The sequence below is a fragment of the Alteromonas sp. IB21 genome, assembly GCF_016405965.1.
In the GTDB taxonomy this organism is placed as follows: Bacteria; Pseudomonadota; Gammaproteobacteria; order Enterobacterales; family Alteromonadaceae; genus Alteromonas.
The window spans coordinates 25,776-48,380 of the sequence record NZ_JAEFCD010000009.1; the positions used below are offsets into that span (position 1 = coordinate 25,776).

Consider the following 22,605-nt stretch of genomic DNA (forward strand, 5'->3'; position numbering starts at 1 on the left):
CAACTTACTGAAACAGCGCCGCTTTTGGCTAGATACATGTCAATATAATGCTTTTAACATATTTCAATGTTTGCAAATTGGGGCTATTGTATAGCGCTATAATCATAATTATTAGCACATACAAAAATGTGAATGCAGCGCCATGGCGTAAGTATGCGATAGCACTGCACCTCTCGGAGACATCTTATGGCGGACAAGAAGCAGAAGGATCAGCACGTGCAGGACGGTACCCAAACTGAAAGCGCATCTCAACCAGCGGACGAACTGGGTCAACTTAGAGAAATACTGTTTGGTCAAACAAACCGTGCTTTCCGCGCAGATCTTTCGGCCCTAGAGTCACGGGTAAACGACAGTTTCACGAAGCTGAACGCGCATCTTGATAATCAATTTAACGATATACGCAAACTTATCGACGAGCAGATCAGTGAATTGTCCAATCAGCTAGCTAGCGCGAACGACAATCACAGTAATGTTCAAGAGCAGCTCCAAAACACCACTGATAAGTTACAGAGTGAGTTGGAAATCGCTGAAGCAGCAGCAAAAAATGATAACGATGCACTAGAAGCGCACGTGGTGAAAGAACTAGAGTCTTTAGATAACTTGTTTAATAAACGTCATCAAGAGCTGCTAGAAAAGCTTCAGCAGGTAACGAGCGACCTTTCAGAAAGTAAAACCGATAGAAAAACGCTGGCGAACTTGCTTTCTACCATGGCAACTAATCTCGCAACCGATCATTAATTAATGACTGATAAGGTGCCGCCGTCTGAGTTTACGGACAATTCTCTAGAAAAAGTTAGAGAATTACTTATTGGGCGGGACGATAAATTTGTTCGAGAAAAGTTAGACCACGATGCAAAAGGTTTCGTGAGCAATGTGGTGTCCGAAGCGTTATTAGAACGAGAGTCCAAAGACGGCTCTGTCAATAAAGTACTGGTTCCTCTCGTTGAAAAGTCCTTGCATCGCTCTATTGAAGTGAACAGCGAAAAAATTGTTGGTACACTTTATCCCCTTGTCGGAACGCTTGTCAGAAAAGCGGTTTCTTCGTTTTTAATTGAATTTGTTGAGCGAACCAACGCGTTAATTGAAAACAGCTTGAGTCCAAAGAGTATTTCTTGGCGCTTTAAAGCCTGGCAGTCAGGGGTAAAGTATTCCGAGTATGTTGCGTCACAAATATACCAGTACCAAGTTCAGCAGCTTCTTGTTATTCACCGCGAGACCGGCACACTACTTCACAGTATTTCTGCAGATCCTGCGAAGGAAAAAGATGCAGATTTAATTTCATCCATGCTGGTTGCTATCAATGACTTCGTTGCTGATGCTTTTGGCGTAGACACCAATGAATCAGAAAACGAACTGGGTGAAATTAAAACCGAAGATTTTACCTTGCTTATCAAAATTGGCCCTCAAGCATTGCTCGTCGCTGCCGTCACTGGAAGCATCCCCCCAGAAGTTCGCGGTAAGCTTCAGCAAGCGCTAGAGGACTTTCACAGATTTTATCAGCAACCGCTTATTAACTATGAAGGCGACAACGCTGCGTTTGATGGTTGCGAGACGATACTTGCCGACTGCTTGGTTAGTGAAAAGAAAGAGGGCGAAGGAAAGAAATCGAAGCGTCTTGTTGGCGCAGCTGTCCTACTCATCGTTGTCATTGTATTGGGTATTCTTTCTTTCATGCGATTATCTCTCAGCATTTTGAAAAGCGACTTGCATGAACTTCCCTCCCCACCAGGTGTAATCGTCACCGATGCTTACATTTCCAACGGCAAGGTGCATGTTAAAATACTTCGAGATCCAGCCGCAGACAATATTGAAAGATGGTTGAAAGACAGTGATATCGATCTTTCGCGTTTGGTGGTAAGTGAAGAGCCGTTTGTTTCACTTAAAACAAGTATGGTAGAGCGCAAGCTAGAGAAACTGATACGCGATTACCCGTTGAGCGAGCACGAAACTATTTCCCTCGATAAACAGAATGACAATAAGTGGATTGTCTTGGGTGATGTTTTTGCCTCCACAGCCATAAACCTTACTCAAAAAATAAATAACCTTCCTGGTATTTCAAGTTTAGAGCTAGATACCTCCCCACTTAATATTAAAGCAGAGTATGAAATTGATAATGCCGCGCTTCAAAAAGTCGCTCTGACGCGTTTGGTTAATAAAGTTTCTTCACAAAGTGTACTTTTTGCTACTAACCAAGACGCAGTTTCTGAAGTACAGTTAGCAAACTTGGAAATATTGGCAAATGATGTAAAACAACTCCTATCTGTTGCTAATAAGACAAATACAATAGTTAGCATCGTTGTGATGGGTGCCAGCGATAATTCCGGCTCAAGTGCACGAAACCGCGAACTTAGCCAAAAGAGAGCAGAAAATGTTGTAAATGCATTAATATCGCTCGGTGTTGAAAGCAGTATTCTTATCCCCGTAAGTTTAGGAGAACTGCCGTTACAAAATCCATCAATGGGACGATCAGTTATGTTAAACGTATTAATATCCAGTGCACTGTAGTAAGGAAACATCTCAGTGATACAGAAAAAAGTGTGTATTTTAGGGCCTACAGGGGTTGGAAAAACAAGCCTCATAAAGCAATTTGTCGAAGGTATTTTCTCTGAGAAATACAAGACCACTATTGGTGTAAAAATAGACAAAAAGCAAGTCAACAAAGAAGGCCGTGGGATACAGCTTCTGATCTGGGATCTAGAGGGTATTGACAGATATTGTGGGTTTAATCCTCGCTACCTAAGAGGTGCGAGCGCCTATATCGTTGTGGTTGATCAAACGCGCTCACAATCGTTAACCGAAGGCATGGAAATTCTTGAGCTTGCAAAAGAGCATTACCCTGATATCCCTGCTTTTTTCGTGATAAACAAAACTGACTTACCAACCAGCTGGCATTGGAGCGAGGAAGAGTTAAACACCTGTTCTCAAAAATTTGCTTTACTGACCAAAACTAGCGCGAAAACCGGCGAAAATGTAGAGAGTTTATTTAATACAATTGCGTTTTGGTAGGAGAACTCCATGGACATCCACTTATTAAATGCGTTAGGGATTACAAACTGTGCTTTGTTCAAATACACAGACTCCCATGAGCTTGAATGTCTTACACCAGAACTGCCATGGCTTTCCCACGTAGTCACGTTAGATGCAAACAATAAACTGCAAAAACAACATATACCTTCCATATTCTTAGACGATTTTTTTCTAGACGCTAATGAGGTGTGGAAGGGCAATAACTCGTTTAGCCTTTCTTCTGGGTTTTGGACTGAGCAAAACGGAAGTCATTTACTTCGCCTTGAAGCACTAGCGATTAACAGTGAATCAGGTGCGCGCTACCTAGTGATTAAAAACGTCGAAGAACAATTTGACGAAAGACGCAGAACGCTACAAGCTGCAAGGGAGTTGCTGCTAAGCCACCATGAAATTGTTGGGCAGCATGAATACATAAGGCATAAATTAAACAACGTGCTGCGTAAAAATACGCGGTTACAGAAACTGGTTCCCCCTATCCAGCAGGCCATTCACGATTTAGACACCGGCGTCGTCATTCTCGATAATGAAGGTGCTTTGGTCCTCGACAACAAAGCGTCCCATAGGCTTCTTTATTGCAATAGTTCAACGCCAAGCTCCATCCGCATAGGCGAGCTAATAAAAGACATAGGCGCCCCACCCACTTTTTTGTCTGCACTAGTAGAGAAAAAGACCCCTTGGCAAGGAGAGCTTTTTTGGCAACCTGTGGATGAGTACAAAGTTTGGCTGCAAGTTACTATTCACCCAGTACTACAGGGTGACCAACTTACTCATTGGGTTTATTTACTCACTGACATTACGCATATTCACGGCAATGAAGAGAGCGCACTTATCGCCAGTGGGATGGATTCATTAACGAAAGTGGCAAATCGCAACTTGTTTATTGATACGGTAAAACGCTTCGTTAATGAGCAAAGTGCATTCAAACTATTTCTCATTGATATTTGTGGTTTTAAGAAAATAAACGAATCACTCAGCTATCAGTCTGGCGATGAAATTCTAAAAACCTTCGCGCTTCGCCTACAAAGCTTCGTCGGTAATGCCGGTTTTATCGCAAGAATTGGCAGTAATGAATTTGCGCTTGTTAAACGCAGTGATACGTTTAAAGGGCAAACCAGTGAAGACTATACGGGAGAACTCATAAAGAAATTAACGCAAACCTATAATGTGCTTAATGGAAGTGAGCCTCATTTGGGTGTAGACGTAGGTATCGCGGATTTTCCTCACGATTGTAATTCTGCTGAGTCCCTGCTCCAATGCGCCGATATCGCACTGCAAGCTGCTAAATATCAAGGCCGTAATAGCGTACTTATCTATAGCGAAGAGTTGCACAAGCAACATCATGCTACCAATGAACTCGAACGCCAACTTCGCAAGGCGATCGAAGGTAATGAGTTAACGCTTTTCCTACAACCAATCGTCGATTTAGCCACCGGCAAAATTGTTAAGTGTGAGGCGCTAGCAAGATGGATAACGCCATTCGGTGAGTTCATTCCTCCAGACGTTTTTATTCCTCTAGCTGAAAAAAGCGATCTTATATTTGCGTTTGGTGAGTGGCTTATCAATGAAGCGTGTGAAGCTATTGAAGCAATTAAAGCAGCTAGTTTAGATATTCGCTTAGCGATTAATATTTCAGGCCGCCAAGTTGCGGACCTGGCACTGTTAAACCAGATCAAGAACGCCCTTGAAGATCATAAGTTATCGGGGTCGAGCCTATCTATCGAACTTACCGAAAGCGTCTTTGTGGAGAGCTTAGATTCGGTATCTATACTGCTAAACGAACTGCGCGACATGGGAATAACGGTATCAATTGATGATTTCGGTACGGGCTTTAGTTCATTAGTCTATTTGAAAAAGCTACCTATTGATGAGCTAAAAATTGATCGCTCATTTGTTAGTGAACTTGAAGACAATACTGAAGATCAAGCGATTGTGCAGGCTATTTTGAGTCTAGCGCACAATTTGAATATCAAAATTATTGCCGAAGGTATCGAAACAGAACAGCAGCAAGATTTTCTAAAAAGCCATCACTGCACTTATGGGCAGGGTTATTTATATCAACGCCCTGTGGCCGTTCCAGAATTCGTGTCGTCCGCTAAAAAGTTAAGATAATTACGTGATAACACGGTTACCTTTACGATGTTTTCCTAGAAAGCCGATATCGTCTTTTGAAGTGACCCCAGTCATTGGGTATTCCAACTGTTGGGGTCACTTCATTTTTCAAGCAGATGTCGGCTCTTTCAATTCGTTCATAAAACGTTGCGCTTAAATTAAGCCCATATGTCCTGCATGAAACTCCAAATGTTCCTCAATAAATGACGCAATAAAGAAGTAACTATGATCATACCCTTCGTGCATGTTAAGCGTTAGCTGCGTCTCTGACTGTTGGGCAGCGTGTACTAACGCCTGAGGCTTCAACTGTTCGTGCAGAAATTCATCTTTGGTGCCCTGTTCAACCAAAAGAGGAACACTGTGCGCTTTGCTTGCAAGCAGCATAGAGGCGTCATACTCTTTCCACGTTTCTTTGTCATCGCCTAAATATCGGCCCAATGCTTTTTTACCCCAAGGGCAGTCAGAAGGATTAGCAATAGGGCTAAAAGCTGAGACTGAAACAAATTTATTCGGATTACGCATGCCTATCACTAATGCGCCATGCCCGCCCATAGAATGCCCGCTGATGGCCCGCTCTTTAGTGACGGGGAATTCCTTCTCTATTAACGCAGGAAGTTCGTCTACAATATAGCTATACATATTGTAATGCGTGTTCCAAGGTGACTGCGTTGCATTAACGTAAAATCCAGCACCAAGCCCAAAATCATAGGCCCCCTCCTCGTCGTCGGGCACGCCCTCTCCGCGCGGAGAAGTATCTGGTGCTACGATCGCCATTCCAAGCTCGGCCGCCAGTTTCATTGCACCCGCTTTCTGCATAAAATTCTGGTCGGTACATGTCAGCCCTGATAGCCAGTATAGTACCGGAACCGGTTTATCCTTTGAGGCGAACGGGGGAAGAAAAATTGCGAAGGTCATGTCGCACTGTGTCGTTTCAGCTTTGTGGGTGTAGCGTAAATGACGCCCGCCAAATACTCTATTTTCGCCAATAAGCTCCATTACAGCTCCTTAAATTCGTAAATTTGCACCTTTATCGTGGAATCAGTAAAGGCTCTATCGGATTTTAGATCAAGTTCGTTTACACTAAGCGCCTAATTTTTGAGGTAAGTACAATGGTAAAAGCACTGCTGCATCATATTGTTGGCACTATTTCGGTCATCTGCTATTTCTTAAACACGGTTATATGGTCCACGCCCATCTTTATACTGGCGGTCTTTAAACTTATACCCATCGCGCCTTGGCGACGATTCACTTCCTATTTGGCAGATGCATGCGCAACTGCGTGGATTGGTGTAAATAATATCAACCAGCGTATAAGTGGCCGCACAAATTGGACGGTAAACGGACTAGAAAAATTAACCCGAGATGGTTGGTATCTCGTTATTGCTAATCATCAATCTTGGGTCGATATCTTAGTTCTTCAACGCGTGTTCAACAGAAAGATACCGTTTCTAAAGTTTTTCCTCAAAAAAGAACTTATTTACGTCCCTATTTTAGGCCTGGCTTGGTGGGCACTTGACTTCCCCTTTATGCGACGTTATTCAAAATCATTTTTAGCCAAAAACCCTCATTTAAAAGGCAAGGATATGGAAACCACGCGTAAAGCGTGTGAAAAGTTTCGTAATAAGCCGGTAAGTATCATGAATTTTGTAGAAGGTACCCGCTACACTCAGGCGAAACATGATAAGCAAAACTCGCCTTTTGCTCACTTACTCAAGCCGAAGGCGGGTGGCGTTGCATTTGTATTATCTGCAATGGGTGATAATTTACATAAGCTGATTGATGTTACTATTGATTACCCAAACGGCGTACCCTCGTTCTGGGACTTTGTAAGCGGCAAGGTCCGCAATATTCGCGTGAATATAAACGTAATGCCAATCAAAGAAATTATGGAAAACGGCATTTTCAATGACAATTATTTTGACGACCCCGAAGTTCGCGCCCGTTTTCAAACGTGGCTAAACGAACGTTGGCACGCCAAAGACCAACTGTTAGATTCACTTAACGCAACTCAGAAGCCATTATGATTCGTGTAGTACTTGCTCCATTTATTTTTGTTTTACACACCACACTGCAAATTCTGAACCTCGCCTTTTGGGGTGGACTTATAATATTGCTAGGCTTGGTAAAGCTTCTGCTACCTAACGGAAAAATCAGAACAGCGTGGAATAAGGTCATGCATGCGCTGATGTTTAGCTTTGGCCGTATAAGTGTTCTGTTAATCAGGCTGTTTAACAACGTAGATATTAAGTGTTCGGTGCACGGTGAGCTATCTAAAAGTAGTTGGTATTTGATTATTGCAAATCATTTGAGTTATTTAGATATCATTTTACTGATTGAGTTTGCCACCCACCGCATCCCTGCCCCTAAATTCTTTTTAAAGAAAGAGCTTATTTGGTTACCCTTCGTAGGGCTGGGGGCCTGGGCTCTGGATATGCCATTTATGCACAGATACACCCGTGCTTATCTAGAAAAATACCCTGAAAAAAGAGGCAAAGATCTGGAAACAACCAAAGCCTACTGTGAGAAATTTAGAACTGTGCCTACTACGGTAATCAATTTTGTTGAAGGAACGCGGTTCACGCCTCAAAAACACCTTTCCAAACAAAGCCCGTACGAGAATTTGCTACCACCGAAAGCAGGCGGCGTTTCCTTTGCTTTGTCGGCGATGGGTGAGCTATTCACTAACGTTTTAGATATCTCATTGCTTTATCCGGAAAATAAGCGTCATCCAATGATGGCAATGTTAAGCGGCCAAATGACGAAAATTGTCATAGATGTAAACGTTACGCCGGTTCCTGAGTTACAACAGCAGTCAGAACGCACAGAGTCTGAATTTCGTCTTTATTTTCAAAACTGGTTGAACGGTCTATGGGAAAATAAAGATAATCGTATAAAGAAACTGTTGGAGTCCTAGTTAATGGAAGTCAGTGCATCAGTACGCGATCACTTTATCAATTTGGTAAACGACGTTTTTCCAAATTTAACAACGGAAGATCCTTTATATAGCGTGATTGCGCTTGGATCTATTTTGATTATCGCAGCGCTTATTTATGTTATCGCGCGATTGTTGGTGCGCCCTCAAATCGCTAACTGGGTATATAAATCGAGTAACAAGTGGGATAACGCACTTCAAGAGCACGGCTTTTTTAGGCGTTTAATGCACCTTTTCCCTGCCCTATTTATTTATGTCACTACACCGGTTTTAATTGATGGCGAAGCCGTCATGCACGGCATGGTTATTAAAAGTGCTCAGCTATACATGTTGTATAGCGGTTTACTGGGCCTCTACGCAATGCTGAGCACAGTAGAAGACGTTTACAATGCGTCGGCTTTTTCCCGCAGAGCACCCATTACGGGTTTCATTCAGGTTACAAAGTTAGCGTTCGCCATTATCACCATATTACTTAGTATATCGTTGATTGTGGATAGAAGCCCTCTGCTTATTGTGTCTGGTCTTACAGCTATAGCCGCTGTATTGCTATTAATATTCAGAGATACGATTTTAGGCTTCGTTGCCGGCATTCAGATTGCCGCCAACCGTATGTTCAATACCGGCGATTGGATTGCGATGCCTAAGTATGAAGTGGATGGTGAAATTCTTGAGATAGGATTAACGAACGTTAAGGTGCAAAACTGGGATAAAACCATTTCGACATTGCCTACCTATAGTCTTACTACAGAGGCAGTGAAGAACTGGCGTGGAATGCAGGAATCGGGTGGACGCAGGATTAAGCGCGCCATTTTTATCGATGTGCACTCTATCAAGCTCTGCGACAACGATATGTTGGAGCGTTTTTCAAAGATTCGCTATATCAACGAATACATTGATAAAAAGAAAAACGAGCTGCGTGCTTACCACAGAGATTACTCTATTGATGAGTCTGACTTACTAAATAGCCGTCGCCTGACGAACATTGGCACCTTTAGGGCTTATCTGGAAGCTTACTTACGCAAGCACCCTAATATTAATCAAGAGCTAACCTTGATGGTTAGACAATTACCCCCGAATGAACTTGGCCTTCCCCTAGAAATTTATTGCTTTAGCGCAGAAAAGGAATGGGTGAAGTATGAAAAAGTACAGGCTGATATTTTTGACCACGTAATGGCGATGCTTGACCTTTTCGACCTGCGTGCTTATCAAAGAGACGGACATCTCTCACTGTTGGCAAGCCGTGAACAGAGTGTGTACAAGCATGATACGACAGAACACGCAGAGCGTAATGCTCGCGACAGTCAAAACGATGAGGGAAGCAACGATTCCCCTCGTAATGAAGGTCAATAGCGCAATTCATTCTCAAAGTAAGCGCATAGTCAGAAGCTAGCAGAGCAAAACACGAAGGCTTGAGTACCTAAGTCAAATAATACGCGAAAAAAAACCGGCTTAAATTTTTGCCGGTTTTTTTTATAACACGTAATGTTTACGCCAAGGCATAGGCCATCAGCAAGCACAGTACTAAACCTGTAACGCCAAAAAAACCATACTCGATTTTTTCCTGCATACCTTCAGCACCTGCTTTAGCAGTCATTAAGCCCATAACGATGCTGCTTAGCCCTAGCGTAAAGGCAATTAGCGCAACACCAAACATAATTGCATTAATCCAATCAGCCATTGTGATAACCCCTTAAAATAATTGGCGGTATTATGCACCAATAATTCAGTTTTGAACATGCTGGATTGGTTTTAATACACTAGCGTGAACCAAAAATTGATCTTAGTCAAAATTGCTAATTTATTAGTATATTCACCAAATAGTTAATAAACACAAAGTTAGCCAATGCCCTAGCAACGACTAAACCAATGAAAAATAAAGGGATTTAATCTTGGCAAGGGCATTGCTCTATGCCTTGCAAAGAATACATTTTGTAGCTTTAGTAAAATCAGTGACAGAACAAGGCTACGTTTTGTACAAATACAATCTTGTCACGAGTGAATTAAGGAATAACCAATGTCTAAGAAACTATTACTTTCAGTTGCCGTTACCAGCGCTTTAATCAGTGGACACGCCTTTGCTCATGACAAGAGCTTTCAGACGAATAGTTGTGACATGGAACTTGATGGTCACATTCAATACTACCAAGGCAACCTAACCGTAACCATGGACAATGGTTCGGTGATGGAGATTGACGCGAAGCGCAATCTTAAGATCAATGGTGAACCTGTCTCTCTTGACCGTGAGCAACAGAAATGGGTTAGCGATTATTACAACAATATAGATACCGCAATCCCCATGACCTTAACCATTGCGAGTGAAGGATTGAAAATTGCTAACGTTGCCGTAACTGAAGTATTTACTGAGTTGTTAGGTGGTGACCAGATGGGCGATGATTTTCGCGAGTTGTTTGACTCACTCGATGCGAAATTGCAAACCTCATTTTATGATGATGCTGGCAATATCCGCATTGATTCAACCAAATTTGAAGAACCAGGTTGGTTTGACGAAAGCTGGGAACAAGAGTTTGAAACGCAAATAGAGTCTTTGATTAGCGAATCTATGGGCCGAATTTTGATCGCTGTTGGTACTCAAATGCTTTGGGAAGGCGGCGATATGTCTGAATTCGAAGAGAAGATGGAACGTTGGGGTGAAGACCTAGAGTATCGTTTAGAAAGCCAAGCGGCGTCGTTAGAAGAAAAAGGCGATGCGCTGTGTAAAGTACTGAAAAAAGCCGACTATGCTGAAGGCAAAATGCAGGCCTCTATTTCTGGTCTTGATAGGCTGAATTTGTTGGATATCGACCCTCATTCTGAGATGAAAATGTAATCGCTTCATCATTTCATGATTAAAAGCACCCTGCTGGCAATGTGTCATTCACATAGCCAGCTTTTTATTCATTACCAATCCGCATAGATAATTGCCCACTCAGAAGGTGCTGGCAAGTTTCCTAGCGAAGCGTGGGAATGCACGAATGGCTGTTTCTCTTTCAAATTCCCACTAGACATTGTTCACAACGCTCGCCTTAATAAAAATATCTCATTTCAATAGCACCTTGTACTGCACAGTACCCACCGATTCCCTATAGTATACAAACATAGTTTAAGTAAATTGATGTAACCTAGGGCGCGTTGACAGAAAAGGTATGTAAACAATGACACAGAATTTAGTAATTACCGGCTATGGATGGTTAGCGGGATACGTCGGCAAGGCTCTGGCGGGTGAGGTTAATATTATCGGAACCACCCGAAGTCACGAGAAATGTTTAGCATTAAAAGACCAAGGCATTGAAGGTGTTGAATACACACTAGGCGATGATCCTGAAGCAGTATGCCGTTACCTACCAAATGCAACGTTATTACTCAACGTGCCGCCGGGTCGAAAAAGCACGCACTTAGAAACGTTCACTGCCAATATGACTGCACTTATAGATGCAGCGGTGAATGCTGGCGTTCGTCATATTGTGTTTATTAGTACTACATCGGTATACGGAGATAGCACTAATGAGTTTATAAATGAAACCAGCGCTACGGATCCTCATACCGCATCAGCAAAAGCGCACGTTGCTATTGAGAACTATTTGCTCGCACAACGCCACCAAATTAATGTCAGTATTGTACGACTAGCAGGCCTAGTTGGTCCCGACCGTCATCCTGCACGTTCACTGAGTGGCCGCGAACTTGATGGCGGCAACAAGAGAGTTAATCTTGTTCACATTCACGACGTGGCCTCAGTTCTTAAAAAGATTATTGGTAGTACGCCAATTAACGGCACAATACATTTATGTAGTTTGTCGCACCCCAAAAGAGGGGTCTACTATGTTGATGCTGCAAAAGCCATGAACATTGAGCCGCCCTACTTTACAGATACTGAGAGCTCTCCTTCAGGGAAGGCCATAGATGCCCACAAGAGCTGGGAGCTACTTGGCGTTTCGCCGCAGTACAGTGACCCTTTCAGCATGTTTTAAAGCAAAAAACGGCAGGTTTGGAAGCAAACCTGCCGTTTTGTTTTGCAAATGCGTTTAAGTGATAGTTAGCCGAAGAGACTTAACCCAAAGTATTTTACCGCAACAGTGTTAACAAAAATCACGAGTAATATTAGCGGTATGAAGGTTTTCAAAGACACGTCTACATACTTCTCAAACCAACTTCCTTTATAGCCTTCGCTACCCTCTTCAAGCGAGGCGTTAAAATTTGCGCTCTTCCACCGGTAAATAACAAACAAGCAAATTAACAGACCGTTAAGCGGTAAAATAGTGTCGTAGAATACATCGTAAATTACGTCAAATAAGGACTTGTCCGCGCCTGCATAGTGCATAAATGACGTTAGCATTTCAACCTTGCCAAAAGATAACGCACTCAAAATTGCCAAAATGATCATAATGCTACCAAGAGAGCCGAGCGCCCACTTACGGCTAACGCCTTTCTCATCCATCAATGCGGCCACCGGGACTTCAAAGATAGAGACGAGGGAAGTAATAGCAGCAAAGAACACAAGCAAGAAAAACAAGCTAGCGACAATCGATGCACCTACGTATCCTATAGAGTCCTGCAATGCCAAGAAAATGCTGGGTAGGTAAGTAAATATCATACCTACTGACGATTCACTGAGCTCATCAGGATTGATGTCAGGATTAAAGGAGAAAATAGCCGGCAAAATCATTAGACCTGCAGTGAACGCAACTGCGGTATCGGTTAACGCCACTAGCTTTGCGGCGCTTGGCACGTCTGCACGGTTATCGATATAGCTTCCGTAAGTTATTAGAATACCCATACCAAGGGACAAGGAGAAAAACGCTTGAGACAGTGCACCATTAACCACTTCAGCAGTTATTTTAGAAAACTCAGGGACAATATAAAACGTAACGCCAGCCATTGCGTTATCTTGAGTAAGAACAAAGATCACTAGGCCTATTAGCATCACGAAGAGCGCAGGCATAAGCAGCTTTGCCGCTTTTTCTATGCCTTCTTTTACCCCGCCTTGCAGAATAAGGTAAACCACGCCGACAACCACAGCCATGTAAGCAAAAATAGATTCGGAATTAATAAACATCCCGAACGTATTAGGATCCGCGAGCTTATCTAAGTTGCCGCTTACCGCTTCAAATAAGTAACCAAAAAGCCAAACGGTAATTACCATATAAAAGACGGCGATCATAAAGGGGGTAGCAATGGCTAACCAGCCTGCAACCTTCCATTTTTTCTCATTACCGCTAATGTCGCTGTATGCACCCAATGGGTCTTTTCTAGCATGGCGCCCCACTGACATTTCAGCCAGCATAACCGGTAAACAAATCGCAAAAACAAAAATCGCGTACATTAATAGAAATGCACCACCACCGTTTTTCGCTGCACCGACAGGAAAACCAACTAAATTACCAATGCCTACCGCAGAACCTGCAGCAGCCAAAATAAAACCTATGCGCGATCCGAACTGTTCTCTGGCCCCGCTCATATCCCTTCCTCTTGTTGAGTTATTGTTATAGCAATTCGCAGGGTCTACACTTGATGTGTACGTTTTATTCGTACTTGTTTTACCGTGCGAACTGATATTAATTATTATCAGGATGGCGTTTGTTGTTATGACTCACGTGTGGCGTCAACGCGTTGTATTGCTACCTCTATGGGCTCATCAATACGCTGCACCATTCCCAAAAGAGCATGGTAACAGCAGTGAAATAAAAAGTCTTGATGTTGAACTTGTAGAAATGATGAAAGAGCGTATCACCAAGTTACCACTTCACCGTTCCAGTCGATAAAATGACAAGCTTGGTCTCTATCTAGCTTCGAAACATGAGTAATAAGTTGTTTTGCGGTAAATTCAGGGGTGAATAGTTTCTTAGCTGCAACGTTCTTCTGAAACGGTTTTGACAACCCCGTATCAACTGTCCCCGGATGATAGCAAACAAGCAAAACGTCTTTTACTCTGCGCTTATATTCAACCGAGGCGGTTTTTACAAACATGTTTAGCGCCGCTTTTGATGCCCGATAACCATACCAACCGCCAAGACTGTTATCGGAAATACTGCCAACCCGAGCACTCAAACAAACAAGGGTTGAGCCCTCTTTACTGACAATATTAACGAGATGCTTGAGCCATAGCGCTGGCGTAATACTGTTGGCTGAGAAATAAGCTGACAGCGCCTGTTCGCTGATGTCTTCCAACCGTTTTTCTGGTTGTACTTTCTTGTCTTCGTTATGCAAGAAACCTGTAGTAATTACAACGGTGTTTAACACAACCCCCTGTTCGCTCAACTTATTAACGAAAGCACCAATATGCGCATCATCTTGTTGGGCTATCTGATGATAGGTAACGTTTTCTTGTTGTGTAAACTCAGACGCAGGCGCTCGACTAACCGCGATAACTGCCGCGTCATTAAGGCGATATTGCTCGATAAGTGCGCTGGCTATGCCACCAGAGGCGCCTACAATTAGCACATTATTTTTCATTTGCGTCTCCTGGAATACAGCGGTCACATTGACGTTTTTTACCCGTCAATAAATAGGAAATAGTGTATCTATGCTTGGCAAACACGTTGTAAAAAGCATCCGCAACATGACGAATGAGCGGCCAGCGAAGCGGTGCATACAGCCAACCTACGCCCACTGCCTTCCACGCTTCATGAGTGACATCTAGCCCAGTTATCAAGGTTCCATCGTCGCGAAGGCCATGAATTCTGGCGTTAAGGGCATGCCAGTCTAATGTTGGATAATTCGATGAAAAATCGGGAGACTGAATGTCTACCAACGTTAATTTATTGTGCTTGTCCCGTTTACTTAAATGTCTCATTTCGGCCATGCAAAGTGGGCAATAGCCGTCGTAAAATATAATCACCTTCAAATACCTCTGCTAGACCGAGCCTGTCTCTTCGTCAACTGCGCGTTTGCTTCTGTAAGCGTGCGCAGAGCAACCAGCACTTATCTCTTAATGCTAATAGCTTAAAATCTTTTTAGACTGCTTTGCGTTATTCTTATTTAATATTCGTTTATACGATAAAAAAACAGGCTTGGATGACTTGTGTTGCAGGCTGCTCGCACCCACACTAGAGTCAAAGATTAATTGAGGTTTTACTATGGCAAATTTACAAGTCGCAACCTTAGCAGGCGGATGCTTTTGGTGCATAGAATCAGCGTTTAACAGTATCGAAGGCGTAGAAAAAGCGATTTCTGGTTATGCTGGAGGTGAAAAAGCCGATCCCACGTATGAAGAAGTTTGCACGGGTAATACGGGCCATGCTGAAGTAGTACAAGTCACATTTGATGCAGATAGCATCAGCTACCGTGAAATTTTAGAAATTTTCTTTGCGCTGCATAATCCCACCCAGCTAAACAGGCAAGGAAATGATGTGGGCACGCAATACCGAAGTGCCGTGTTTTATCACGACGACGCCCAAAAAGCGGAAGCTGAACAGATTATTGCAGAAATTATCGAAGAAGAAATGTGGCCAGACCCTGTGGTGACCGAGGTTGTAGAAGTTAATAACTATTATGACGCCGAAGACTATCATCAGGACTATTTTAAAAATAACCCGCAAAACCAATATTGCTCAATGGTTGTTGCCCCTAAACTCGCTAAGTTTAAAAAGACCTTTGCTTCGCGGCTTCGCAGCGACGCATAGTTAACAAAGGCGCCTAATGGATGCCTGATTTAACGCTATCAAAATAAAGAAGGGTTGCTTAGCAACCCTTCTTTATGCGTATCTTGCTAACTACTCAAACCACGCTTCGTTAATTTTAAGGGAAAATAAAAGAGGTGCTAAATTCTCATAGCGACGTAAGTGCGCATCGCAAGTGGCATTTTTCAAATAATTTTTTTCCCAAGGGTCGTTAATAATCCACAGAGTATCGTCAATTGACACTAAACCTTCCATTGACGCGTTATCCATCGTGTATTGGTCGCAGTTCTCGTCTTTAACCACGTCAAAAGTAATGGGGATGCGTTTGGTGGCTTTACTGCCGCTGGTATCAATTACCCAAAGCTCGTTATCGTTTCTTGCTGCACCAAATAAATAAGACGCCCCCGATGGATGAGTGTACATTGCTAAACCATTGAGAGGATGATTGCCTGATGTGAATGATGGCAGCTGCAGATTAGGCTCGCTTACAGTTGCGAACTCATTCGACGTAAAAAAATCATCATCGATATTTAACGAAAAAATACGAGGTTGCGCTGCTTTATCTTTTTCCAACGCTAAGTATAACGTGCCGTCGTTAGCCATCGTTAGGCCCTCTATCCCATCGTTAGGAAAGTTTCCCACTTCAAATTCAACTGGGAATTTCAACGGCCGCACGCCCGCCATTTCAAATGAGCCGTTGTCTTTACGCGTCAGCTTTACGAGTAACGTCGGGTAATCAGTAGAGCCAGTATCCTCATACTTAGTTTCGCACCGCGGACTTAATGCTCCTGTTCGAGTTGCATCTTCGGTGACCGTATAAATTACGTGAGGGTCTCTGGGATCTACGGCTAATGCCTCTAAATCCGGTTCTTCATTCAAGTAGTTAAAAAAGCAACTTCTTCGCACATTTTGTGAAAATGAAAAGCGCTCGCTCGACGAAACCAGCATCGCAGTTGCAGGTGAAATAAAATGAAGCTTTAACTGCTGAGTTACATCAGCGCTGGCATCTGCAATTGTAACCAGCGTGTCGTCCATTACAATCAGCCCCGATGTCTGCGGGTCAAACATGACGTTGCCGTTCTCATCCAAGATCCATTTACCAACCGCTACCTCTGTCAGGTCCTTGGGCTCAGGCGTAATAACCACATCTACCGGCTCACTGCATGCACTAAGCAGCATAGCCATTATCACTGCACTTGTTACGTATTTAAACATATCTTGAATTCCTATCTCCGTTCATAAGAAAGAGAGCGATTACTAAGGCGCGATATTCTTTACTGTGCATTTTTAAAGCAGAGATTAACACGCCTACTACTAAAAAATTGTAAGGGAGTATAACGAGCATACCGTTTATGCACAAAAAAGAGTAAAGTTATATCGAAAGCGAAACACCATGTTGGTTATATTAAGAATGTGTCTCATGTTTTAAACGTTAGTTTTGTTAGCGCTTCGCGCAATTTATGTCAGAGGAGACCGTTATTTCTACGCAGCATTTGCCCCAAGTTATCGCAGGGCCAATAGTTAGAAAGGTGACATCAGAATCATGTCATGTGTGGCTCGTAAGCAGCAACGCTGACGCACCTTCGCTCTCTTTATCTCTTGGTAAGTCGGTATTGGCTGGCGACAGTCAAAGCGACACCGTTCGCGTCGGTAAGCACGCGTTTATACATCTGCTTACCTTCTCTGCATCAACGTTATTTGAAGACGGAGAACGAATAAGCTACAAACTCACATTTAACGACCCACAGCAGCAAAATGCTTGGCAAGACGAGCTGCGTTCTTTGCTCTATAAAGGTCAGGATAATCTGAGCTTTCACTATACGGATACCCCAGAGACAATTTTGCACGGCTCGTGCCGAAAGCCGCATTATAACGGCGATGACGCACTTGTTCAGGTAGACAATCTTCACAAAACTGCCTTTGAGAAAAAGGGAAATTTCCCTGACTTACTGTTGATGACCGGCGATCAGATATACGCTGACGACGTTGCAGGGCCGATGCTTAAAGCCATACATAGTGTGATTGCGCGTTTAGGTCTTTATCACGAAGCACTTGAGGGAGCGGTCGTTAACAACACCCGTGAACTTGCTGCCCATGAACATGGTTTTTATGAACGAGAGCAGCTCCTGCCACAAATTGCGACCAATACGGTCCTGTCTTCAATGTTCTTTGGTGCTAAGAAAAAGCCGGTCTTTACTTCAGTTAATGCCCAAAATCACTTAATAGGCAGTGCTGAAATTATCGCTATGTATTTGCTGGTATGGTCCGACGCACTATGGCCGGATATCGTCATTGATAAAGATGGGATCCCAGAAAAGTATAACGCTATATTCGATAAAGAAAATGAAGCGCTTACCGGCTTTGTGAAACCACTTTTGAAAGTGCGTAGAGCGTTAGCTCACGTTCCAACCTACATGATTTTCGACGATCACGACGTGACCGATGACTGGAACTTAACCCGTGGTTGGGAGCAAGAGGTTTATGGTAACCCCCTATCGAAACGTATGATTGGCAATGCCCTTTTCGGCTATTTGCTGTGCCAAGGTTGGGGCAATGCGCCGGAAAAAGTTACTGCACTTATTCAAAAGATAAAGGCGTCGTTAGATAAGCAAGGGTTGACTGCTCACGATGCGATCGTTGATGAATTGCTGGACTTTGACCAGTGGCATTACCGTATAGATACTACACCACCTATCGAGGTATTAGACACGCGCACACAGCGCTGGCGTTCAGAATCTAACATGAACAAGCCTTCAGGGCTTATGGACTGGGAAGCACTGTGTGATTTCCAGCATTCCATTATCGGTAAAGAGTCTGTCATTGTGGTTTCGGCCGCCCCTATATACGGTGTGAAAGTAATTGAAACCATTCAAAAAGTATTTACCTTTTTCGGTAAAGCCCTCACCGTTGATGCTGAGAATTGGATGGCTCACAAAGGTACGGCTAATGTAATTTTAAATATTTTCAGGCATTACAAAACGCCGCCTGAGTTCATTATTCTCTCTGGCGATGTGCACTACTCTTTTGTGTACGATGTGCGTCTGCGCTTCAGACGCAATAGCCCTCACATTACTCAGTTCACATGTAGCGGTTTAAAAAACGCGTTTCCCGATGGGTTGATAAAATGGTTAGATAGATTAAACCGCGTGTTTTATCGCTCTAAGTCACCACTCAACCTCTTCACGAGGCGCAGAAATATGTCTATAAAAGCAAGGGAACCAAGCACGGGGTATGGTGAATTATTCAACGGTTGCGCCATTGGTGTATTAAAAATTTCACAGAAAAACACCGATGTTCAGTGCAAGGCTTTGTTGAGCAACGGTAAAGAGGTAGAATTCCCAACTTCTAAAGACGATTAGTTCAAAAGAGGTATCTAATGAGTGATAGCGCACTGTCCATCGGGTTATTTTACGGCTCTACAACCTGCTATACCGAAATGGCGGCGGAAAAAATCCAAGCGCAGCTCAATAGCCTTTTTGACGAAGACATTGTTGACCTTCATAACATCAAGGACGTGAATCTAACGCGTACGGCCGACTACGATATTATCATATTTGGCATTTCCACCTGGGACTTTGGCGAACTACAGGAAGATTGGGAGTCTCACTGGGAAGAGGTTCATGACTTAGATTTGTCTGGAAAAACTATCGCTCTGTTTGGCCTTGGCGATCAGCTTGGGTATGGAGAATGGTTTCAAGATGCGCTAGGTATGCTTCACGATGCAATTTTGCCCTCAGGCTGCAGAATAGTCGGTTACTGGCCAAATGAAGACTACGAGTTTACTGCATCAAAAGCCTTAACCGAAGACAAAACACAATTTGTAGGTTTATCTCTTGATGATGAAAACCAATACGACAAAACAGACGCACGCATCGAAGCATGGTGTGAGCAGTTACTTGTCTCAATGGCCTAAGCACCCATTGTATTTGGATGTCAGCGTTGGAAAGTAAAGGCCGTATTCATCAGCAGTTCTACCGCAATGGCCCAAGCCACAGGGACGGCGCTGACGTCTCATTCCAAGATATCCGTAAGCTGTTTAATTTCGCTACGATCACTGTGGGTCGATGGGTAACGGCTGAAGAGCAGCAGATCGCAGCCAATTTATTTTTTGATGCGCTTTACGATCTGGTTGCGATCCTAAACATTAATGAGCAAGTGTTGTCGCTGAACGGCTCACTATCGCTTGCTTTTGGTAGCGGAGGCCAAAAGCACAGTAGTGCTCATTACAATAGTGCAAAGCGACAGCTTGCACTGGCTAAAAACGCCGGCGCCGGTGCGTTAGCACACGAATGGTTTCACGCGTTTGATCACTATATAGCGCCTCGCATGTTCGACGGCATCGCAGCGGGCAGCTTTGCAACGCAAGCATGGCTCGACAATGCGCCTTTGAACCCTCATCCTTTGAATCAAAAATTGAGCGATTGTTTCTCGCTGCTCTTCTTAAATGATCAAAAAAGGCCAAATGAGTACTTTGTGCGATCCGTAGAAGCTGATCGCGCGCTAAAAATGTATTATTATGCTATGCCTCAGGAGATGGCTGCCCGAGCATTTGAAGCCTGCATCCAAGATCACGAAATCAAAAATGCGTTCTTGGTGCAAGGGACAAAAAAATCAACGGAAGCTAGACTTGGCATTTATCCTCATGGTAACTTGCGTATATCACTCAATCAGGCATTGATGTTGTATTTTTACCAATTAGGTGTCGCTATTTCACGAAAACAAACATAGTTTGTTGTTTTATTACCGTGAAACTGAGTATTTTTTCAACAACAAGTGTTAATGAGCACACTGTTTTTATACAAAAGTCTGTATATTTTTGTAACAAGCAGTATACTAAATGGCTCGAACGTAACAGAAGAAAGAAGACGAGATGAAAAGAAAGAAGCATACCTCGGCTGAAGACGAGGCTCAGATTGATATGACCCCCATGTTGGACATCGTGTTCATCATGTTGATTTTCTTCATCGTAACGACCTCGTTCGTGAAAGAGAAAGGTTTAGACGTAAACCGTCCTGAAGATAATCAAGCTAAAAACGATAAGCCTTCAAAAGCGCTTTCCATCCGTATTGATGCTGATGGCACAATCATGATGGGCGGTCGTGAAGTTGATATTCGTCGTGTTGTAGCAAACGCTCAGACATACTTAGCGGAAAACAATACAGATACTGCAGCAATCCAGGCACACGAAGATAGTGAGCACGGTACTGTGGTAGAAGTAATGAACCAAGTTAAAATTGCGGGTATCGATAAAGTATCTGTTTTGGTTAAGAAGAGTAGCTAATAAGCTCTGACTACCTGATTAAATATATGAAAGCCACCTTTGGGTGGCTTTTTTCGTATTAGCTCTTATACCAAAGTATCTCTTGTGCTATCGCATGAATTTTGTTCAGATCGTACCATTCGGTGTGTCTGGAGAATCCATGTTGAAACTCGGTTCCAGACTCGGATGTCACTGGAGCCATTATGCACAAAAAAATACTCTACACTGCCGTGATTACGGCAATTGCGTCAGCACCACAAGTGTCTGCTGCAAAAATTGAATTAAGCGAAGCGTTTAATTACAACGCATTTATCTTCCAAGATTTTGAAGGAAAGTCTTCTGATGTAGAAGGTCGCCTTGCTGTTGGTGGAGAGATGCGCGTCACCGACTTTAACGTTGGCTTATTACTGCCTCCAGATTTATCAGAGTCTGCTCTTGCCGTAGGCGGTAACCTTCATTTCACGCGCGGTGATGTTCACGGTGGTTCAACTACCGTGTCAGGTATGGTGTTTGGATCTGAACTCACATTCGATAAAGCGGTTAACGCTCAGCAGACTGTAAATCTCATTAATTCTACGGTGAAATCTGGTGGTATCTCATCGAAAGGTGATGTCAAACTAGGTAACTCAAATGTTGTATCAGGTGATGTGCACGCCAATACTGTGAAACTTGGTGGGCCTAATAGTGTTTACGACAGTGTGAGTAACCCTACTTTGTATGGCTCCCAAGTTGAAAACGGAAACGTATTTGCTGAGTCTAGCGTTGAACTTGATAGCAGCGAAGTTAACGGTACCGTAACGCTTAACGACGTTAACAATTACACCGCTATCAATGGTTCGACAGCAACATCTGTTGAACAGGGCAGCGTGAGTAAGGCTGACGTTAACAATATTGACTTTAATGCTATTGCTGCCGAAGTAACAGCGCAGTCTCAGGAGTTTGCGTCAATGTCGGTGAATGGCACAACAACATTGTCGTGCACTGACGCTAACGATTCGGATCAAGCGGTTGCTTGTACCGACGCTAGCAAGGATGTATTAAATACCATTACCTTCTCTGGCTCTGATGATATCAATATCTACAATATTGACGCTAGTTGGTTTAGCGCGGCCGACAAAGGCATTGTTTATGATTTCTCTACCACCAGCTACAACATCATTAATGTGTATGGCGAGTCGGTAGAGCTTTTCAATACTGGCTTCTTTAATACCGCGTTTACGCAGGAAAATGAATATTTCAGAGAAAACGGCCAGTATCGAGACAACGACAACAATGTCGGCCAGCGTCACGATGGCCTTTATACTAATAATATTCTATTTAATTTTGTTGATGCTGACTTCCTTACGCTACACAGCGTGGGCGTAAAAGGTAGTGTATTAGCGCCATATGCAGAGCTAAGTTTTTACAATGGTCATGTAGATGGCAACGTGATTGCTAAAAGCTTGGTCACGCCGCTAGTGGAATTAGTTAACGACCAAGACGAAACCTACAACGCGCCTACAGGCCAAGTAAATAATTATCGGTTTGGCGCTATTAACGTCAGTGAACCGGCTTCAATCGCTATTTTGTTTGGCGCAGGATGTCTTATGCTAACTAGGCGTAGAAAGACTAGCTAGCGTCCCTAAAATCTTTAAATCTTAAGAAAAGATAGCAAACAATGCAGT

At 43.2% G+C, this 22,605-nt stretch carries 22 protein-coding genes; 16 read left to right on the plus strand and 6 right to left on the minus strand.

All coding sequences use genetic code 11. The features are described 5' to 3' along the window. The first annotated feature begins 186 nt into the window (after positions 1-186). Genes JC525_RS07995 through JC525_RS08010 form a run of 4 tightly spaced genes read left to right on the plus strand, consistent with a single transcriptional unit; the run spans position 187 to position 5,136 of the window. Complete coding sequence (locus tag JC525_RS07995) at positions 187-738, plus strand: hypothetical protein (RefSeq protein WP_198815351.1); 552 nt, start codon at positions 187-189, stop codon at positions 736-738. Positions 739-741: 3 nt separating this feature from the next. After that, positions 742-2,505 (plus strand): OmpA family protein, encoded by a 1,764-nt coding sequence (locus JC525_RS08000; protein WP_198815352.1) that lies wholly within the window; start codon positions 742-744, stop codon positions 2,503-2,505. Between the two features lie 15 nt (positions 2,506-2,520). Next, the gene (locus JC525_RS08005) at positions 2,521-3,006 is read left to right on the plus strand and encodes a Rab family GTPase (RefSeq protein ID WP_198815353.1); all 486 of its coding nucleotides are present in this window, start codon (positions 2,521-2,523) and stop codon (positions 3,004-3,006) included. Positions 3,007-3,015: 9 nt separating this feature from the next. Then, complete coding sequence (locus JC525_RS08010; RefSeq protein ID WP_198815354.1) at positions 3,016-5,136, plus strand: putative bifunctional diguanylate cyclase/phosphodiesterase; 2,121 nt, start codon at positions 3,016-3,018, stop codon at positions 5,134-5,136. A 153-nt stretch (positions 5,137-5,289) separates the two neighbouring features. On the opposite strand, the gene fghA is transcribed toward JC525_RS08010, so the two are convergent. Continuing rightward, positions 5,290-6,132 carry an S-formylglutathione hydrolase gene (gene fghA / locus JC525_RS08015; protein ID WP_198815355.1) on the minus strand — a complete coding sequence of 281 codons (843 nt, stop codon included), beginning with the start codon at positions 6,130-6,132 and terminating at the stop codon, positions 5,290-5,292. Positions 6,133-6,245: 113 nt separating this feature from the next. Between fghA and JC525_RS08020 the strand changes: the two genes are divergently transcribed. Genes JC525_RS08020 through JC525_RS08030 form a run of 3 tightly spaced genes read left to right on the plus strand, consistent with a single transcriptional unit; the run spans position 6,246 to position 9,418 of the window. Beyond that, positions 6,246-7,160 (plus strand): acyltransferase, encoded by a 915-nt coding sequence (locus JC525_RS08020; protein ID WP_198815356.1) that lies wholly within the window; start codon positions 6,246-6,248, stop codon positions 7,158-7,160. After that, the gene (locus JC525_RS08025) at positions 7,157-8,050 is read left to right on the plus strand and encodes an acyltransferase (RefSeq protein ID WP_198815357.1); all 894 of its coding nucleotides are present in this window, start codon (positions 7,157-7,159) and stop codon (positions 8,048-8,050) included. Before JC525_RS08020 ends, JC525_RS08025 begins: the two co-directional genes overlap by 4 nt. A gap of 3 nt (positions 8,051-8,053) precedes the next feature. Further along, the gene (locus JC525_RS08030) at positions 8,054-9,418 is read left to right on the plus strand and encodes a mechanosensitive ion channel family protein (protein ID WP_233095064.1); all 1,365 of its coding nucleotides are present in this window, start codon (positions 8,054-8,056) and stop codon (positions 9,416-9,418) included. 136 nt (positions 9,419-9,554) lie between these two features. Here the strand turns inward: JC525_RS08030 and JC525_RS08035 are convergent, their stop codons facing one another. After that, positions 9,555-9,746 carry a hypothetical protein gene (locus JC525_RS08035; protein ID WP_159120402.1) on the minus strand — a complete coding sequence of 64 codons (192 nt, stop codon included), beginning with the start codon at positions 9,744-9,746 and terminating at the stop codon, positions 9,555-9,557. A 336-nt stretch (positions 9,747-10,082) separates the two neighbouring features. Here JC525_RS08035 and JC525_RS08040 point away from each other — a divergent pair, with 336 nt between their 5' ends. Both JC525_RS08040 and JC525_RS08045 read left to right on the plus strand, forming a co-directional pair. Beyond that, positions 10,083-10,895, plus strand: a complete 813-nt coding sequence (locus JC525_RS08040; RefSeq protein ID WP_198815358.1) for a DUF2884 family protein — start codon at positions 10,083-10,085, stop codon at positions 10,893-10,895. A 325-nt stretch (positions 10,896-11,220) separates the two neighbouring features. Beyond that, complete coding sequence (locus JC525_RS08045; protein WP_198815359.1) at positions 11,221-12,033, plus strand: NAD-dependent epimerase/dehydratase family protein; 813 nt, start codon at positions 11,221-11,223, stop codon at positions 12,031-12,033. A gap of 65 nt (positions 12,034-12,098) precedes the next feature. Here JC525_RS08045 and JC525_RS08050 read toward each other — a convergent pair whose 3' ends face one another. Then, positions 12,099-13,520, minus strand: a complete 1,422-nt coding sequence (locus tag JC525_RS08050) for a sodium-dependent transporter (protein ID WP_198815360.1) — start codon at positions 13,518-13,520, stop codon at positions 12,099-12,101. Between the two features lie 127 nt (positions 13,521-13,647). On the opposite strand from JC525_RS08050, the gene JC525_RS08055 reads away from it, so the two are divergent. Then, on the plus strand, positions 13,648-13,824 hold the full coding sequence (locus tag JC525_RS08055) for a hypothetical protein (RefSeq protein WP_198815361.1): 177 nt from the start codon (positions 13,648-13,650) through the stop codon (positions 13,822-13,824). On the opposite strand, the gene JC525_RS08060 is transcribed toward JC525_RS08055, so the two are convergent. Together JC525_RS08060 and JC525_RS08065 are read right to left on the minus strand one after the other, a co-directional pair. Further along, positions 13,790-14,515 carry an SDR family NAD(P)-dependent oxidoreductase gene (locus JC525_RS08060; protein ID WP_198815362.1) on the minus strand — a complete coding sequence of 242 codons (726 nt, stop codon included), beginning with the start codon at positions 14,513-14,515 and terminating at the stop codon, positions 13,790-13,792. The genes JC525_RS08055 and JC525_RS08060 overlap by 35 nt on opposite strands. Then, positions 14,505-14,900 carry a thiol-disulfide oxidoreductase DCC family protein gene (locus JC525_RS08065; protein ID WP_198815363.1) on the minus strand — a complete coding sequence of 132 codons (396 nt, stop codon included), beginning with the start codon at positions 14,898-14,900 and terminating at the stop codon, positions 14,505-14,507. Before JC525_RS08065 ends, JC525_RS08060 begins: the two co-directional genes overlap by 11 nt. 238 nt (positions 14,901-15,138) lie before the next feature. On the opposite strand from JC525_RS08065, the gene msrA reads away from it, so the two are divergent. Further along, positions 15,139-15,684, plus strand: coding sequence for a peptide-methionine (S)-S-oxide reductase MsrA (gene msrA, locus JC525_RS08070; RefSeq protein ID WP_198815364.1), 546 nt, complete (start codon positions 15,139-15,141; stop codon positions 15,682-15,684). A gap of 90 nt (positions 15,685-15,774) precedes the next feature. Here msrA and JC525_RS08075 read toward each other — a convergent pair whose 3' ends face one another. After that, positions 15,775-16,896, minus strand: a complete 1,122-nt coding sequence (locus JC525_RS08075) for a hypothetical protein (RefSeq protein WP_198815365.1) — start codon at positions 16,894-16,896, stop codon at positions 15,775-15,777. A 278-nt stretch (positions 16,897-17,174) separates the two neighbouring features. On the opposite strand from JC525_RS08075, the gene JC525_RS08080 reads away from it, so the two are divergent. The 5 genes from JC525_RS08080 to JC525_RS08100 all read left to right on the plus strand — a co-directional run bounded on the left by JC525_RS08080 (position 17,175) and on the right by JC525_RS08100 (position 22,557). After that, the gene (locus tag JC525_RS08080; protein WP_198815443.1) at positions 17,175-19,040 is read left to right on the plus strand and encodes an alkaline phosphatase family protein; all 1,866 of its coding nucleotides are present in this window, start codon (positions 17,175-17,177) and stop codon (positions 19,038-19,040) included. A gap of 17 nt (positions 19,041-19,057) precedes the next feature. Beyond that, positions 19,058-19,594, plus strand: coding sequence for a flavodoxin FldB (gene fldB / locus JC525_RS08085; RefSeq protein ID WP_198815366.1), 537 nt, complete (start codon positions 19,058-19,060; stop codon positions 19,592-19,594). A gap of 26 nt (positions 19,595-19,620) precedes the next feature. Then, positions 19,621-20,409, plus strand: a complete 789-nt coding sequence (locus JC525_RS08090; RefSeq protein ID WP_198815444.1) for a CLCA_X family protein — start codon at positions 19,621-19,623, stop codon at positions 20,407-20,409. Positions 20,410-20,551: 142 nt separating this feature from the next. After that, the gene (locus JC525_RS08095) at positions 20,552-20,962 is read left to right on the plus strand and encodes an ExbD/TolR family protein (protein ID WP_105930350.1); all 411 of its coding nucleotides are present in this window, start codon (positions 20,552-20,554) and stop codon (positions 20,960-20,962) included. Between the two features lie 182 nt (positions 20,963-21,144). Further along, positions 21,145-22,557, plus strand: a complete 1,413-nt coding sequence (locus JC525_RS08100) for a collagen-binding domain-containing protein (protein ID WP_198815367.1) — start codon at positions 21,145-21,147, stop codon at positions 22,555-22,557. The last annotated feature ends 48 nt before the right edge of the window (positions 22,558-22,605 follow it).